Below are 14,314 nucleotides of genomic sequence, written 5' to 3' on the forward strand. Positions count from 1 at the left end.
CCGGAGCCTGGCGGGGGCGACGGTGACGACCGTTCCCGGAGAGCATGCGGAAGCCTTTCGTGCGACAGCAGGGACCACGCGGCGTGTGAAGCGGGGCGCCGCGCTGATGGGTGAACGTATCGGCAGACGATCACTTGTCACAAGTTAATGCCGCACAGATCACGTGAAGATCACAGACTTGAGGGTGTGTCACGTTCGCCGTCGTCAACGGCCTGTGCTGTACGCCGCCTTGGTGCGACGGGTGCTCACCGGGTCGGTGTGAAGGCGACCGGCAGGGTGCGCAGGCCGCGCATGATGAGGCCGCCGCGCCAGCGCAACTCGGCCGGATCCACGGCCAGTCGCAGGTCCGGCAGCCGGGTGAGCAGGGTGGCCAGCGCCGTCTGCCCCTCCAGCCGGGCCAGCGGGGCGCCCAGGCAGTAGTGGATGCCGTGCCCGTAGCCCAGATGCTGGTTGTCACGGCGGGCGAGGTCGAGGGTGTCAGGGTCCTGGAACCGGGCCGGGTCCCGGTCCGCCGCGGCCAGCACCACCAGCACGGGGTCGCCGGCCGCGATGTCCTGTCCGCCGATGGTCAGCGGCCTGGTGGCGAACCGCCAGGTCGCCAGCTCCACCGGCCCGTCGAACCGCAGCAGTTCCTCCACCCCCGTCGCGAGGAGGCCGGTCTCCCCCGCGGCGAGCGAGCGCTGGAGGCGCTCACGCTGCTCAGGGTGGTTGAGCAGGGCGAACGTGCCGTTGCCGATGAGGTTGACGGTCGTCTCGAATCCGGCGAACAGCAGGATGAACGCCATCGCCGCCGCCTCGTTCTCGGTGAGGTGCTCACCGTGATCCGAGGCGCGGATGAGGCCCGAGATCAGGTCCTCGCCCGGCGCGGGCTCCGCGGGCAGCGCCTCCCGCTTGCGGTGGATGAGCTCGGCGAGATAGCCGCGCATCTTCTTCACCGACCGCGCGACCCCGCCCCGCGGGCCGCCGCCGTGCCGGATCATCATGCCCGCCCAGTCCCGGAAGTCGTCCTGGTCCTCCCGCGGGACGCCCAGCATGTCGCAGATGGCGTAGATGGGCAGCGGGAAGGCGAACTCATGGATGAGGTCCGCCGACCCCTTCGCCGCGAACTGGTCGATGAGGTGGTCGGTCAGCTCCTGCACCCGCGGCGCGAACTCGGCCACCCTTCGCGGTGTGAACGCCTTGCTCACCAGCCGCCGCAGCCTGGTGTGGTCCGGCGGGTCGATGTTCAGCAGATGCGTCATCAGCTCCGCCTTGCGCTCACCGGGGATGCCGGTCTTCCCCTTCGCGTGCGCGGGCTCGTCGTGATGCTCCGGGTTCTTCGACAACCGCGCGTCCGCCAGCGCCTGTTTGGCGTCGGCGTATCGCGTGACCAACCACGCCTCCACCCCGCTCGGCAGACGCGTCCTGTGCACCGGCGCGTGCTCCCGCAGCCAGGCGTAGGCGGGGTACGGGTCGGTGGCGAACTCCCAGGTGAAGAGTTCTGGTGGCGCTGGGTGGGGCGCCGACGCGGGGTCGGGCGCGGGGTGGGGGTCGGGGCTGGGCGCGGGGCTGGGCGCGGGGCTGGGCTTCGGGTCGTGGCCGGGCTTGGGGTCGGGGCTGGGGTGGGGGTGGTTGGTCACCGGTTGACGGTAGCTGGCCGGGCGCGGTTGCGCGGGACTCGGCCTCGGCGGGGCCGCTCGGGTCAGTGTTGGACGCCGCCCGTGTTCCCCATGCCGTCCGTGCCGTCCGTGCCGTCCGTGTCGTCCTTGTCGTCCTTGTCGTCCTTGTCGTCCGTGACTCGCCGGTGTCCCGTCTTCGCCGCGGCCGTCTCCGTCTCGCGTATCGCGTCCCGGTAGGCGCGGGCCGCCGCTCTGAGGGCCGCTTCCGGGTCCACGCCCTCGGACTCGGCGCGGACGGCCAGGGCGAGGAGTTCGTAGCCGATGGCGTCGGTGTGGGGCAGGGAGACGTCGAGGCCTGCCGTGCGGGCGCGGGAGGCGAGCTTGGCGGCGAGGGCGAGGCCCGGCTGGTGCAGGGGGATGCCCTCGGTCACGGAGGAGCGGCGTTTCTCCTCCGCCTTGGTGCGCAGCCAGTGCTCCTTGACCTCTTCGGGAGTGGTGGCGGTCGCGTCCCCGAAGACATGCGGGTGGCGGTGGATGAGCTTGGCGACGATGCCGCCGGCGACGTCGTCGATCGAGAACGGGGCGTCGGGGTGCTCCTCGGCGATCCGCGCGTGGAAGACCACTTGGAGCAGGACGTCACCCAGTTCCTCGCGCAGTTCGTCGCGGTCGCCCTCCTCGATGGCCTCGACGAGTTCGTACGCCTCCTCGATGCCGTACTTCGCCAGCCCCTCATGGGTCTGCCGCGACGACCACGGGCACTCGGCGCGGATGCGGTCCATGACCTGTACGAGGTCGAGGAGCCGGGCGCCCGGCAGGTCGTAGGAGGCGGGGAGCAGCTCCAGCTCCGGCATGCGCACCCGGCCGGAGCCGGCGAGGCGGGCCAGGCCGTCCGTCAGGGCCGGCTCGCCCTCGCCCGTCGCGACGACGACCACCGTGTGTCCGCGCGCGCAGGCGTCCACCAGCTCCTCGGCGGTCGGGGCCGCCTCGGCCACGGTTATCCCCGCCTCCCGCAGATACGGCAGCTGCGGGTGGGCGCCGTCCGCGCACAGGACACGGTCGGCGGTGCGCAGCGCCTGCCAGGCGGGCCAGGACAGCAGGCCGGGGGCGACCCGGTGGCTGGTGGTGAGCAGGACGATACGGCCGGGGGCGTCGTGGGGCTCCGGGTGTGCCTGGGGATCCGGGGCGGCGGGTTCGAAGCTGGTTGCGTTCACGATCCGAACGTAACGCAAGCCGCGGACGGACCGACGAGCGTCGTCCACAGGCTGGAGCGGATCATCTGATGATCCGACCGGACGTGACTCCGGACTCCGGCCCGGCCGGCCCCAGGCAGGTGATCACCGCCGTACCCTCACGCCCGGCGCACCGCAGGCCCGCCGGACCTCGGGCCCGCCCGCCGCACGCTTCTTCGTTCCGCGGGGCGCGCTTCCTGTCCACCGGGCTGCTCCCCTGTCCACCGGGCTGCTCCCCTGTCCACCGGCCAGGTCTCCCCTACGCCGGCCGCTCCTCGGCCGCCGTCGTGACGTCCCGCACCCACGGTGCCTTGGCGTCCACCCGGCCGACCTTCTCCGCGTCCCAGGTGCCGTAGCGCGGGTTGAGGTCGACGTCGAGCTCCTTGGACGCCTCGGACAGGGCCTTCCAGAAGGCGGGCTGGCTGGTGTCGGTGCCCAGTGCCTCGGCGAGCTTCTGGGCCTCCAGCTGGAGCCGCAGGTTCTCGTCGAGGCGCTCCGGTGCGACGGAGTACTGCTGCAGCCAGGCCGTCTGGAGCGCCTTGGCGCCGCCCGCCTGCTGTTCGAGACCGGCGCGCATCTTCTGGACCTCGCGGCGGCTGACGGTGACGCCCGCGTCCTCGGCGGCACGGTGCAGGACCCGGTCGAGGACCATGCCGTGCAGGGTGTCGCGGGTGAGGGTGCCGGTCTTGGCGATGACCTGGCTGTACTGGGCCTCGTCCGCCACCGCCGCGCGCTGGGCGTCGCGGACCTCCTCGACGCGGTTCTCCAGTTGGGAGACGGTGATCCGCTGGCCGCCGACGACGGCCGCAGCACCGGGGTGCGCATCGTTTCCGCAGGCGGTGAGCAAGGGGGCCGCGGCGGCGATCGCGGCGGTGAGGACGAGCGCGGTGCGACGGCGGCGGTGCAAGGAAGCCTCCCGAGGAGATTGTGCGACGGTGCACAAAGTCTTGCGGTGATCGATGTTAGGCAGCGGCGCAGCTCTGGCCAACCCATTCGACCAACGATTCACCGGGACTTCGGGCACCGGCACGCGGTCCGCCCGCTCCTGGCCCGGGCCGGGCCGCGCCTGCCCGGGCCGCACCGGGCCGGGGCCTCAGCCCTGGAGGCCGTCCCTCGGCCCCGGCGGGAACTCGTCGCCGTTCTCGTAGGAGACCGTGGCGAAGAACGAGGTGGCCCACACCGTCAGAACAGCCCGGCTCGTGCAGCGTCTCGAACGGGTGGTCGTTCCAGTCGCCGTACGAGGTGACGTGCACGGCCTCATCGGGCGCCGGCCGGCAGTCCTGGCCGAAGGGCTCCAGCCAGAGCCGCAGCGGCTCGGTGCCGTCGTTGCGCACCAGCATCGGCACCGGGTCGCCGAGCCGCTGGATCGACTCGGAGCTGAAGTCCCCGGCCGGGACATGTTGGCCTTCAGCGGGGCCATGAGCCGTTCGACGGCCCTGCGCAAGGGCGACTCCCGGTCAGCCACGCACCTGCCCCAGCCACTGCAGGGTCCGCCGGATGTCCGCCGACAGCGGGTGGGCCGGCCCCTGCAGGCGTTCCACGTCGTGGAGCAGGCGTATCAGGGTGTCGTGGGCGGCCGCCCGGTCGCCCAGGGCGAGCAGCAGGTGTCCGATGCGGCGGCGCACGTCGTGGGCGAGCTCGGGGTCGCCGGAGACGTACTGGTTCTCGTAGTACGGCAGCAGCTCCCGGTACGCGGCGAGCGCGGCCGCCGGTTCGCCGAGCTGCTCCAGGCACTGGGCGGCGTCGTAGCGGTAGCGCAGCGACTGCGGGTCGGCCTGGCCGGCCTCGGCGGCGCGCTCGTCGGCGAGGCGGCGCAGTTCGGGCAGCGCGCGCCGGTACTGGCCGTCGTCCATGAGCGTGGCCGCGTACTGCTTGCGCAGCGTGCGTACGACCGGAGAGTGCTCGCCGTGCTGCTGCGCGGCGGCGGGCAGGATCGCGCCGAGGATGTCGACGGCCTGGGTGATGCGGCCCTCGCCGAGCAGCCGCTTGACCTCGTCGACGGCGCCGGCCACATCCGGCTTGTCCACCGTCTCGGCCGGGGCGACCGGGGCGGGCTGGTGCGCGGGCGTACGCGCGCGGTCGGGCCAAGGGGCGTGCGGGCGAAGAAAGGGCCGTGTGGGGTCCAGGGGCGCCCCGGTGGGCGTCCCGCGCGCGGGCAGCAGCAGCGCCAGCTCCTCGTACACCTCCTGCGCGGAGCCGGGCCGGTGCTGCGGGTCCTTGGCGAGCAGCCGCAGCACGAGGTCCTCCAGCGCCTGGGGCACCTCCGGGCGCAGCCGGCGTACCGGCAGTGGGGGCTCGTAAAGGTGCCGGTGCAGCACACCGAGCGCGGTGGAACCCGCGAACGGCACGTTCCCGCTCAGCAGTTCGTGCAGGAGCACACCGAGCGCGTAGAGGTCCGTGTACGGGCCGACCGCGCCGCCCATGGCCTGCTCCGGCGCCATGTACGCGGGTGAGCCGATGGGCGAGCCGGTGTGGGTCAGCCGCGTGGTGTCGGTGTCCATGACGGACGCGACACCGAGGTCGAGGACGGTGACCGTGCCGTCCTGCTTCACCATCACGTTGCGCGGCTTGAGGTCCCGGTGCACGATCGGCACGGCGTGCACGGCGCTCAGCACCGCGCAGAGCTGCGCCGCGACCGCCACCGCCCACTGCCACGGGTACGGATCGTGCTCCGCGAGGTGGTCGGAGAGGTCGGCCCCGTCGACGTACTGCATCACGAGGAACAGTTCCTCGCCCTCGCTGCCCGCGTCGTGCACGGTGACCAGCCCCGGATGGTCGACCTGTGCGGTCACCCGGCACTCGCGCACGAAACGGCGGCGCAGTTCGTCGGCCTCCTGTCCGGCCACCTTGTCGGGGCGCAGCAGCTTCACCGCCACCCGCCGGTCGAGCCTCTGGTCGTACGCCGTCCAGACCTGGCCCATGCCGCCCTGGCCGATGAGCGTGGCCAGTTGGTAGCGGCCGGCGACCACACGGCCTGCCGTCACGGTCATCGTCCGCCCTCGGACCGGCCGTCGTGACCGTCCTGGTTGCGCAGGTAGTTGCTCAGTTCGTCGAGTTCCGCGCGGACCTGGTCGATACGGGCCGGCTCGGGGCGCTGCGGCGCCGAGGCGGGGCCCTGCGCGGGGGCCTGGGGTATCCGGTCGGGCTGCGGCTGGGGGACCGGCGTGGGGGCGCCGGGCCCGAACACCGGGGCGCCCTGGCTGCCGAACGTGCTCGTGTACGGCGACGCCGGCGGGGTGGGGTGCGGGTAGCCGTAGGGCGCCTGGAAGGCGGGCGCCACCGGCGGCGGGACCGGACCGGCGAACGGGCGCCGCCGGCCGCCGAGGGTGATGTCCACGGTCAGGAAGTAGGCGGCACTCGCCGCGCCCAGGAGCATGACCCCGGCCATGGCCACATCGCCACGCGCGTCCGACTCCGGCACCGAACCCACCACCGCGAGCGCGGTGATGGACAGCGGCAGGCTCACCCAGGCCGCCGTCCAGTCGTACCACCGGCCACGCAGGTACGCGACGCGGAAGAGCGGCACACAGGCGAGCAGTCCGCACGAGAGCAGACCGGCGACGGCGAACAGCACGCGCAGGGTGATGACCGTGGCCGAACCTCGGGAGGGCGGCACCGCGCCGTGGCCGTACATGACTGCTCCTGGACCGGGATGGACTGACTTCGACGTAGAGGTCGAGCGTATAGGCCGACACCGACAACCGGTCCGGAGTTGTACCGAACCGTTGTCGTCCTGATCAGGTCGGCACCGCCTCGTCATCCCGTCATACGGTCCCGAGGGGCGGCCGGCCCCGGCCGGCGCGGCTCAGTCCGGTGTCACCGTGCCGTCCGTCAGCCCGTCGTACATCCCGCGCACCAGCTGCTCCCCGAGCCGGCTCGCGCGCCTGAGCGCCCGCTCGAACTCGTCGAGTGCACGGAACCGCGCGCCGTAGCGCCGCTGTTCGTCGAGGGCGAGCCGGGGCAGTTGCAGGCGCCGTACGTCGAGCCGGGTGGCGGTGGAGGCATAGCTGCTGGCCTGGCGGTTGTTGGCGGTGCCGCGCAGGAAGCCGGCCAGGAACCACGGGTCGAGCGCCGTGGGGTCGGGCCGCAGCAGGACGAGGTTGCGCCCCAGGGCGGCGCCCCCGGTCGCCTCGTCGATGACACGCGCCACCGCGCCGCCGCCGAGCACCGGCACGACGACGTCCCCGGGCCGCGTCAGCACGGCTTCCTCGTCGCTCTCGGGCAGCGAGCCGGAAGGCGTGGTTCCGGCCAGCACGTCGTGGTCGGTGAGCACCGGCACACGCGCGTGGCCGCCGTTTCCGCCGGTGCGCATCACCAGGGCACCCCCGCGCGCGAGTTCGCCGACGGTGGTCAGCGGCCAGCGCGTCTGCTGGGCGGCACCGGCCGGTGCGGGCGCGAGGTCGGCCGTCAGCCGCAGGGTCTCGCCGAGGCGGTCGCGTACGGCGGTGAGCTGCTCGGCGCCGTCGGCCGCGGCCGGAGGCGGCAGGTGACGGGCGGGGGCGAGGTCGACGTCGTCGTCGAGGAGTTCGATGACGGGCACCGCGCGGGCCACGCCCGGCTGCTCCTCGACCGTGCCCGCGCGGTCGAAGGCGCGCCAGGCGTCGAGCACCGACTCCTGCACCGCGCGCCAGTCGGGCCCGCCGCGCCCCTCCCCCGCGAACTGCCCGGCGTCCGCGAGCAGCACCTCGGCGGCGACAGGCTGCGCGGACGTCTGCGCGGGCCGGCGCAGCACCCACAGGTGCAGCGGGATGTTGTACGGCGGCGCGGCGCCGACGGGCAGCGCGACGACCGCGCGCAGCGCGCCCCGGCGGAGCAGATCGGCCCTGATACGGCGGCCGGAACGACGGGACGCCGCGGCGGGCGGCATCAGCAGCACGGCCGTGCCGCCGTCCCGCAGCCGGGCGAGCGCGTGCTGCACCCAGGCCAGCTCCGACTCGTTGCGGGCGGGGAAGCCGTACTCCCAGCGCGGGTCGTAGGCGAGTTCGTCGTGGCCCCAGTTGCGCTCGTTGAACGGCGGGTGGCACAGGACGGCGTCGGCGCGCAGCCCGGGGTGGCCGTCGGCGCGCAGCGCGTCACCGGCCGCTCCGTGCACGACGGCCCTCGTGTGCAGGGCGAGCCGGAGCGTGGTGAGCGCGGCCAGGTCGGGGGCGCTGTCCTGGGCGTACAGCTCCTGCTCGGGGCGGGCCTCGACGGCACGCAGCAGGGCGCCGGTGCCGCAGGCCGGGTCCAGGACGGTGCGGGAGGGTCCGGCGAGGTCGGCCATGAGCCGGGCGAGTTCGGCGGGCGTGAGGGTGTACTGGCGCGGGTTGGCGTCCAGGTGCCGGCCGAGCAGGAACTCGAAGGTCTGCCGCGCGCCGAGCTCCGCCGCCAGCTCGGCCGCGCCGCGCAGGAGGGGGACGGAGGGGAGGATCTCCGGGCCGGTGGGGATGTGGACGGCGCCGACGGTGTTGGCGTGGCGACGGGTGTTCTGGTTCACAGGGCTCTGCGTCGGTGCGGGGTTCACAGCAGCGTGCCCTGCGGGGTTCACAGCAGCGTGCCCTGCGGGGTTCACAGCAGCGTGCCCCGGTGCGGGGTTCACAGCGGGCTCCGCCGAGCCGGAGTTCACAGCGGACCCAGCCGAGCCGGAGTTCACAGCTCCCTGCGCCGATGCGGGGTTCACAGCGTCGGCCCCCGAGTCGGCGTTCACAGCAGCCCCGGCCGAGCCGGAGTTCACGCCGCCCCGCCCCGGTCCCGAGTTCACAGCCCCCTGCCCTGTCTGCCCGCTCACAGTCGCCTGCGCGGAAAGACCGTTCACAGAGTCCCGCCCGGACGGCGCGTTCACAGAGTCCCGCCCAGACGGTGCGTTCACAGGCCCCCGCCCGGAGGCCGAGTTCACAGCACCCGCTCCCGAGGCACCGCCCGCTCCGGAGTCACTACCGCCGCCGAAGCGCGTCACGATCACCTGCCGCAGCGCCTCCGGCAGCATCGCGGCGAGCCGTTCGTCGGAGCCGGCGCTCACTTCGAGCCACACCGTCGGCCGGTCATGGATGAGCAGCAAGACGCACCCGGCGTGGGCGAGTGCCGCTACCGGTCCCTCGGGGTGCCCGGCGAGCTGCTGCCAGACCCGTTCCCGCAGGGGTACTTCGGCGAGTTTGCCCTGGCGGCGCAGCCATGCCTCGACCTCGGCGAGTGCGAAGGAGGGGCTGGTCTCGGTGCCTCCGACGGGCTTGGGGAAGTCGGCGTGCCGGCGGCGCCAGTTGCTCACGGCGGCTCGGCCGACACCGGCGAGCCGTGCGATTCCGGCGGCCGTCACCTCTGTCGCGTTGTCCTGCACTGGCAGCCGCTCCCCTCGTCCCGAATCCCCGTGACCCCTGTGTGGCGTCGAGCATACCGACGTACGCAAGAGCTACCGATTCACGGACCGTACGCAAGATTCGGGAGTTCACGGTCGTGTACCACTCCGACTCTGTGAACCGTGTTGACTCGGTTCACAGCGCATGCTCTTATTGACCCAGCGAACGAGCGGCTGCCGGTCGGAGGCAGTCGTCGCTTAGGGGAGGGAACAGCCATGGGTATGAAGGGCAAGGTCGCGCTGGGTGCCGTCGTGGGGGTCGTCGTCATCGCCGCCGTGTCGGCGAACGCGGGGGACAACGGCGACGGCGGCACCTCCGGAAGCGGCAAGGGCTCTTCCGCGGCCGCCGACCGCAAGCCGGGGGGCGCCGCCGAGGACACCGGCGACACCGCCGAGCGCACGGACAAGGCCGCCGCCATCGACGGCGACGGCGACTACCAGGTCGGCGGCGACATCAAGCCCGGCACCTACCGCAGCACCGGCAACAGCGACGGCATGTGTTACTGGGAGCGCGCCAAGGACGCCTCCGGCGAGCTGGACTCCCTGCTGGCGAACGACAACGTCACCGGTACGAGCTACGTCACCGTCAAGGCCACGGACAAGCTGTTCACGTCCAGCGACTGTGCCGACTGGGAGGCCGTCGACCCGAAGGCCAAGAGAAGCTCCCCGAAGGCCGCGATGGCCGGCGACGGCGGCATGTTCAAGGTCGGGGTCGACATCGCCCCGGGTACGTACAAGTCGACCGGCAACACCGACGACATGTGCTACTGGGAGCGCACCAAGGACGCCGAGCACTCCATCGACTCGATCATCGCGAACAACAACGTCTCCGGCACCGCGGTCGTGACCATCGACGCCTCGGACGCCTACTTCAAGACGTCGGGCTGCCAGGACTGGAAGAAGGCCTGAGCGAGCCCCTCGTGCGGGGCGTGGCGCGAACGCGCGACGCCCCGCCGGCCCCCGCACCCCCACCCGCATCACCGCACCGCACCGCACCCCCCACCCGCATCAACAACCGCATCACCACTCCGAGGAACTGCCATGCGCATCAACACCGTTGTCGCCCTCTGCATCGCCGCCACGACGGCCGTGGTCTTCACCGGCTGCGCCGACAGCAACGACGCCAAGAGCACCGGCGGCGCGACCCCGACCCCGTCCAAGGCCGCGGAGCCGTTCCCGGGCATGAGCGGCGGCGAGATCGCCGACAAGGCCTTCAGGACGACCATGGACGCCCGGTCGGTGCGGGTGAAGGGCGACATCCAGGACGAGGCGAGCGGCGGCCCGCTGCGGATCGACATCGCGCTCGACAGCGAGGGCGACTGTGTCGGCACGCTGAGCGCCGACGGCGGCAGGACCGATGTGATCAGGGTCGGCGACGCCGTGTACACGCGCTTCGACGAGGCCTTCCTGCGCGCCCAGATGAAGGGCGAGCCCAAGGAGGACACCGACGCGGCCGTGGACATGCTCGCCGGGAAGTGGACCACCTCGGGCAAGGACGCCGAGGCCGCCGAGATCGCCGACCTGTGCGACCTCGAGACGCTGCTCGGCGACGAGACCCAGGGCGCCTCCGACGCCACCCGCGGCAGGACCACCACCGTCGGGGGCACCCCCGCGCTGGCCCTCGAGGAGAAGGACGGCAAGGACACCTACACGGCGTACGTCGCCACCACGGGCAAGCCCTACGTCCTGCGCCTGGACAGCGACGCCGCCGACGACACCGGCAGCCTCGTCTTCAGCGACTACGACAAGCCCGTCGCGGCGAAGAAGCCGGCCGGCGAGATCCTCGACCTCGACGACCTCGGCTGAGGCGAAGGCGCCCGGACACAAGGAACCGGGCCCCGGGCCCCGGGCCCCGAGCACAAGGCCCACGGCCCACGGCCCAACCCGCGAGGCCCGACGCGCAAAGGCCCAATGCGCAAGGCCCGACGCGCAAGGCCCGACGCGCAAAGGCCCGACGCGCAAGGCCCGACGCGCAAAGGCCCGACGCGCAAAGGCCCGGCGCGCAAGGCACGCCGGTCCAAGGCGCCTCAGAACACCCGCCGCATCCACACGTTCGGCTCGACGTACACCGCGTACCCGTGCGCCGCCGACACCCGTACCGGAACCAGCGCGCCGGGCACCTCCACCTCGCCGTCGGTGTCGAACGGCAGACCGGTCCAGCGGCGCCACTCCTCCAGCGACGCCGCCACGGTCATCGACGCGGGCGCCACCGACTCCACGGCGGCGCCCGCGCGGGCATGCTGCCGCAGCCACGGGTCGTGCGGCAGTCCGTCGGGGCGCACTCGGTGGGCGTACTCCCGCATGGGTGTACGGGGTTCGAGGTGCTTGGCGTTGGGGCGTACCGGGGCGACGACCTGGCGGTGGCCCAGTGCACGCGCGTTGTCGTGCATCGCGGTGAGCATACGGCCGGACAGTCCGGTCCCCTGGGCGTGCGGCGCGACGACGACGGAGACAGCGCTGACGGTGTCGGGGGCGACTCCGCGGCGCAGGTCGGAGAAGGCCCAGATCAACACTTGGTCCCAGCCGCGCGCGGGCAGTTCGCCACGGCCCTCGGCGGCCAGGGCGAACGGCACGCTGAAGGCGTGCGCGACCACCTCGCCCCGCTCGTCCTCGGCGGCCAGGGCGTACTGCGGGAACTCCGTGGCGATACGGCCGTAATGGGCGTTGCCCACCAGGTCCTGCGTCACGAACTCCGGCCAGGTGTCCGCCATGGCGAAGACGGGCTCCACCAGGTCGGGGCGGTCGGCGAGAGTCGACACCTTCACGTCCATGCGCTCACGGTAGGCACAGGGGCGAGCGGCCGAAAACCGGTTTTCCCGCGCCCGACGCCCTCAACGCGTCCCGCTCACCCCCCGCCCCTCAACGCGTCCCGCTCACCCCCGCCCGTCAACGCGTCCCGCTCACCCCCGCCCCTCAGCGCGCGACCCTCGTCCCCCGCCCCTCGACGCGTGACGCTCAGTCGGCGTGGAACCTCGCCGGTGCGTCCGTCGGGTTCCCTCCGGCCGGCAGCCGCTGTCCGGGGCAGTGCGACAGCACCCGCTTCATGGCCTCCTTCTCGGCGGCCGTCACCCACACCCCGTACTTGCGCTTCACGGCCACCTGGTTGGCGACGTACGCGCACCGGTACTCCTTGTTGGGCGGCAGCCAGGTCGCCGCGTCGCCGTCGCCCTTGGCGCGGTTGGTGCCAGCGTCGACGGCGCGCAGGTTGAGCGGGTCGTTGGCGAAGGCTATGCGCTTGCCGGGGTCCCACTTCTGGGCACCCTTCTGCCAGGCGTCGGACAGCGCGACGACATGGTCGATGTCGACCTGGCTGCGCCCGCGTACGTAGGCGATGTCCTGGCCGGTGTAGGGGTCGGGGTCGAGGGTGCCGGAGGTGACCTTGCAGTGGCCGTCGCCGAACTCGACGTCCTCCAGATCGCGTCGGAGTATGTCGTCGCGGGTGCCGCAGCCGTTGGAGTCGGTGTCCGCCCAGGGGGTGCCGAAGCGGTCCCGGTCGTAACCGCTCCTGGGCGCACGGCCCTTGACGGTCAGCGAGTCGACGGCGGTGAGTGCGGCACCCCCGCCCGCTCCGGCTCCGTTCTCACCTGAGGCGCCCGTGCCCCCCGTCTCCTCCGTGCACCCGGAGACGGCGAACAGCACCGCCACCGCGGTCACGGCCCAGCCCCTGCGACGCGCCACCGAGAGCCCCTCCCCTTGTCTGTGCCTGCCTCCACGGTAGCGGCGGAGAGGTCCAGACCAGAACCGTCCCAACTTGCACATGCCTCGCAACTCGGGCGTATCGTCGATTCTGAGTCACCTCGGAAGGAGCTCTGGATGGGCATCTTCGACAGGTTCAAGAGCCATGCGTCGCGCGACAAGGCCAAGGGCATGTCCGACGCCGCCGAGAAGCAGGTCAACGAGAGGACGGGCAACAAGTACGAGAGCCAGGTCGACGCCGCGCAGCGGCAGGCCGAGCGCCGGCTCGGCATGGACCGGGACGAGTCGCCGCCCGACCGGCCGTAGAACCGGCGCACCCGCCGGACACGGAGACGTAGCGGAAGGGTGCGCGGGCCGCCGGAGTGCCGGCGTGGCCCGCTTCGGCCTTCGGCCTCCGCGACCATCCGGAAAAGGAAGCCGTCCGCCGTTCCCCACCGACCGCGGACGGCTTCTCGGTGCGCCCGGCCCCGCTCGGCGGCCCTCACACCTTCCCGATCCCCAGGGTCGTCTCCGACGGCAGCAGCCCCGAGGACAGCACCGCCACCCAGAAGTCGCCCAGGAGCTCGACGAGCCGGTCGGCGCGCTGGGCGCCGAGCGCCTGCCAGGGCCCGGCGGCCAGCCGGTCGGTGTCCGCCTCGACCGAGCGGCGCAGCTCCCGGCCCGCCTCGGTCGCCGTGCCGTCCTCCTCGACCAGACCGCGCGCGACAAGACGACGACGGGCGGCGGCCCACTCCTGGTCGCTCCAGCCGCGGCTGGCGAAGCGCTCCTCGGAGGCGGCGCCGATCGCGGCGAAGGAGACCAGGGACTCGGCCGGGTCGAGGCCGGCTATGAGCAGGGCGGCCACATGGCCGTCGCCGCGGTGCTCGCGCAGGACGGTCGCCGCGTGCCAGAGCTGCAGATGCGGGGCCTCGGGCCACTCCAGCGCGGCGTTGGCCGCGGCCAGCGGGCGTCCGGCGGTCACGGCCGCCTCCGCGGCCAGCCGGGCGAGCGCGGCCGCCTCGGCGAGCTCCGGGCCGTCGACGCGGTCCGCGCCGAACAGCGCGCGGTAGGCCCGGTCCATGCCCCGCGACCGCGCGCGCAGCACGTCCTCGGGGCTCGCCGTCGCCCAGGCCCGGTCGATGTGCTCGGCGACCATGCCGGGGGCGAAGCTGTAGAACGCCGAGGTGACCGAGCGGCTGCCCACCGCGCCCAGCGGGGCGGCGCGGAAGGGGAAGTAGCTCGGCCAGCGCTCCTCGGTGCCGTACCCGAGCGCGGCGGCCTCCTCGAAGACCTCCGGCGCGTAGTAGAGCACCGCGTGCAGCGGCTCCAGCAGATGCCACAACTGCCGCACCCGCGCGGGCTCCACACCCATGGCGCCGTCCGCGTCCCGCACCTCGACCTGCTCGCCCATGGCGTACCCCCGTCCGTCCGTTCTCCGACCGACCCCAGTGCACCACATGTCACCGACAGCGGTGCGGCCC

Annotated in this window: 12 protein-coding genes; 3 read left to right on the plus strand and 9 right to left on the minus strand. The window is 73.1% G+C overall.

Translation table 11 applies throughout. The features are described 5' to 3' along the window. Positions 1-245: 245 nt before the first annotated feature. The 6 genes from ACIGXJ_RS20505 to ACIGXJ_RS20530 form a co-directional block, all read right to left on the minus strand. Positions 246-1,619, minus strand: coding sequence for a cytochrome P450 (locus tag ACIGXJ_RS20505; protein ID WP_399647218.1), 1,374 nt, complete (start codon positions 1,617-1,619; stop codon positions 246-248). Between the two features lie 62 nt (positions 1,620-1,681). Continuing rightward, entirely contained in the window at positions 1,682-2,809 is a 1,128-nt protein-coding gene (locus ACIGXJ_RS20510) for a nucleoside triphosphate pyrophosphohydrolase (RefSeq protein WP_399647220.1), read from the minus strand. A gap of 277 nt (positions 2,810-3,086) precedes the next feature. Next, a complete protein-coding gene (locus ACIGXJ_RS20515) occupies positions 3,087-3,734 on the minus strand; it encodes a SurA N-terminal domain-containing protein (RefSeq protein WP_399647222.1) in 648 nt (215 codons plus the stop codon). 550 nt (positions 3,735-4,284) lie between these two features. Further along, positions 4,285-5,817: a protein kinase gene (locus tag ACIGXJ_RS20520; RefSeq protein WP_399647225.1), complete on the minus strand. Its 1,533-nt coding sequence runs from the start codon at positions 5,815-5,817 to the stop codon at positions 4,285-4,287. Next, the gene (locus ACIGXJ_RS20525) at positions 5,814-6,461 is read right to left on the minus strand and encodes a hypothetical protein (protein ID WP_399647227.1); all 648 of its coding nucleotides are present in this window, start codon (positions 6,459-6,461) and stop codon (positions 5,814-5,816) included. Before ACIGXJ_RS20525 ends, ACIGXJ_RS20520 begins: the two co-directional genes overlap by 4 nt. Positions 6,462-6,632: 171 nt before the next feature. Then, on the minus strand, positions 6,633-9,140 hold the full coding sequence (locus tag ACIGXJ_RS20530; RefSeq protein WP_399647229.1) for an N-6 DNA methylase: 2,508 nt from the start codon (positions 9,138-9,140) through the stop codon (positions 6,633-6,635). Positions 9,141-9,374: 234 nt separating this feature from the next. Between ACIGXJ_RS20530 and ACIGXJ_RS20535 the strand changes: the two genes are divergently transcribed. Together ACIGXJ_RS20535 and ACIGXJ_RS20540 are read left to right on the plus strand one after the other, a co-directional pair. Then, entirely contained in the window at positions 9,375-10,067 is a 693-nt protein-coding gene (locus tag ACIGXJ_RS20535) for a hypothetical protein (protein ID WP_399647232.1), read from the plus strand. A gap of 132 nt (positions 10,068-10,199) precedes the next feature. Continuing rightward, positions 10,200-10,964 carry a hypothetical protein gene (locus ACIGXJ_RS20540; protein WP_399647235.1) on the plus strand — a complete coding sequence of 255 codons (765 nt, stop codon included), beginning with the start codon at positions 10,200-10,202 and terminating at the stop codon, positions 10,962-10,964. 221 nt (positions 10,965-11,185) lie between these two features. Here ACIGXJ_RS20540 and ACIGXJ_RS20545 read toward each other — a convergent pair whose 3' ends face one another. Together ACIGXJ_RS20545 and ACIGXJ_RS20550 are read right to left on the minus strand one after the other, a co-directional pair. Then, positions 11,186-11,929 carry an N-acetyltransferase gene (locus ACIGXJ_RS20545; protein ID WP_399647238.1) on the minus strand — a complete coding sequence of 248 codons (744 nt, stop codon included), beginning with the start codon at positions 11,927-11,929 and terminating at the stop codon, positions 11,186-11,188. A gap of 184 nt (positions 11,930-12,113) precedes the next feature. Continuing rightward, a complete protein-coding gene (locus tag ACIGXJ_RS20550) occupies positions 12,114-12,836 on the minus strand; it encodes an HNH endonuclease family protein (protein ID WP_399647240.1) in 723 nt (240 codons plus the stop codon). A 135-nt stretch (positions 12,837-12,971) separates the two neighbouring features. Between ACIGXJ_RS20550 and ACIGXJ_RS20555 the strand changes: the two genes are divergently transcribed. Beyond that, positions 12,972-13,160 (plus strand): antitoxin, encoded by a 189-nt coding sequence (locus tag ACIGXJ_RS20555; RefSeq protein ID WP_399647243.1) that lies wholly within the window; start codon positions 12,972-12,974, stop codon positions 13,158-13,160. A gap of 175 nt (positions 13,161-13,335) precedes the next feature. Here the strand turns inward: ACIGXJ_RS20555 and ACIGXJ_RS20560 are convergent, their stop codons facing one another. Continuing rightward, positions 13,336-14,244 (minus strand): hypothetical protein, encoded by a 909-nt coding sequence (locus ACIGXJ_RS20560; protein ID WP_399647245.1) that lies wholly within the window; start codon positions 14,242-14,244, stop codon positions 13,336-13,338. Positions 14,245-14,314 lie beyond the last annotated feature (70 nt).

Origin of the sequence: Streptomyces sp. NPDC053367, from assembly GCF_044545925.1 — a bacterium.
Lineage (GTDB): Bacteria > Actinomycetota > Actinomycetes > Streptomycetales > Streptomycetaceae > Streptomyces.

Excerpts from the sequence above, each read along its gene's own strand:
- ACIGXJ_RS20560 (WP_399647245.1), bottom strand. The coding sequence starts at position 14,244 with ATGGGCGAGCAGGTCGAGGTGCGGGACGCGGACGGCGCCATGGGTGTG.
- ACIGXJ_RS20525 (WP_399647227.1), bottom strand. The coding sequence starts at position 6,461 with ATGTACGGCCACGGCGCGGTGCCGCCCTCCCGAGGTTCGGCCACGGTC.
- ACIGXJ_RS20540 (WP_399647235.1), top strand. The coding sequence starts at position 10,200 with ATGCGCATCAACACCGTTGTCGCCCTCTGCATCGCCGCCACGACGGCC.
- ACIGXJ_RS20520 (WP_399647225.1), bottom strand. The coding sequence starts at position 5,817 with ATGACCGTGACGGCAGGCCGTGTGGTCGCCGGCCGCTACCAACTGGCC.
- ACIGXJ_RS20545 (WP_399647238.1), bottom strand. The coding sequence starts at position 11,929 with ATGGACGTGAAGGTGTCGACTCTCGCCGACCGCCCCGACCTGGTGGAG.
- ACIGXJ_RS20535 (WP_399647232.1), top strand. The coding sequence starts at position 9,375 with ATGGGTATGAAGGGCAAGGTCGCGCTGGGTGCCGTCGTGGGGGTCGTC.
- ACIGXJ_RS20555 (WP_399647243.1), top strand. The coding sequence starts at position 12,972 with ATGGGCATCTTCGACAGGTTCAAGAGCCATGCGTCGCGCGACAAGGCC.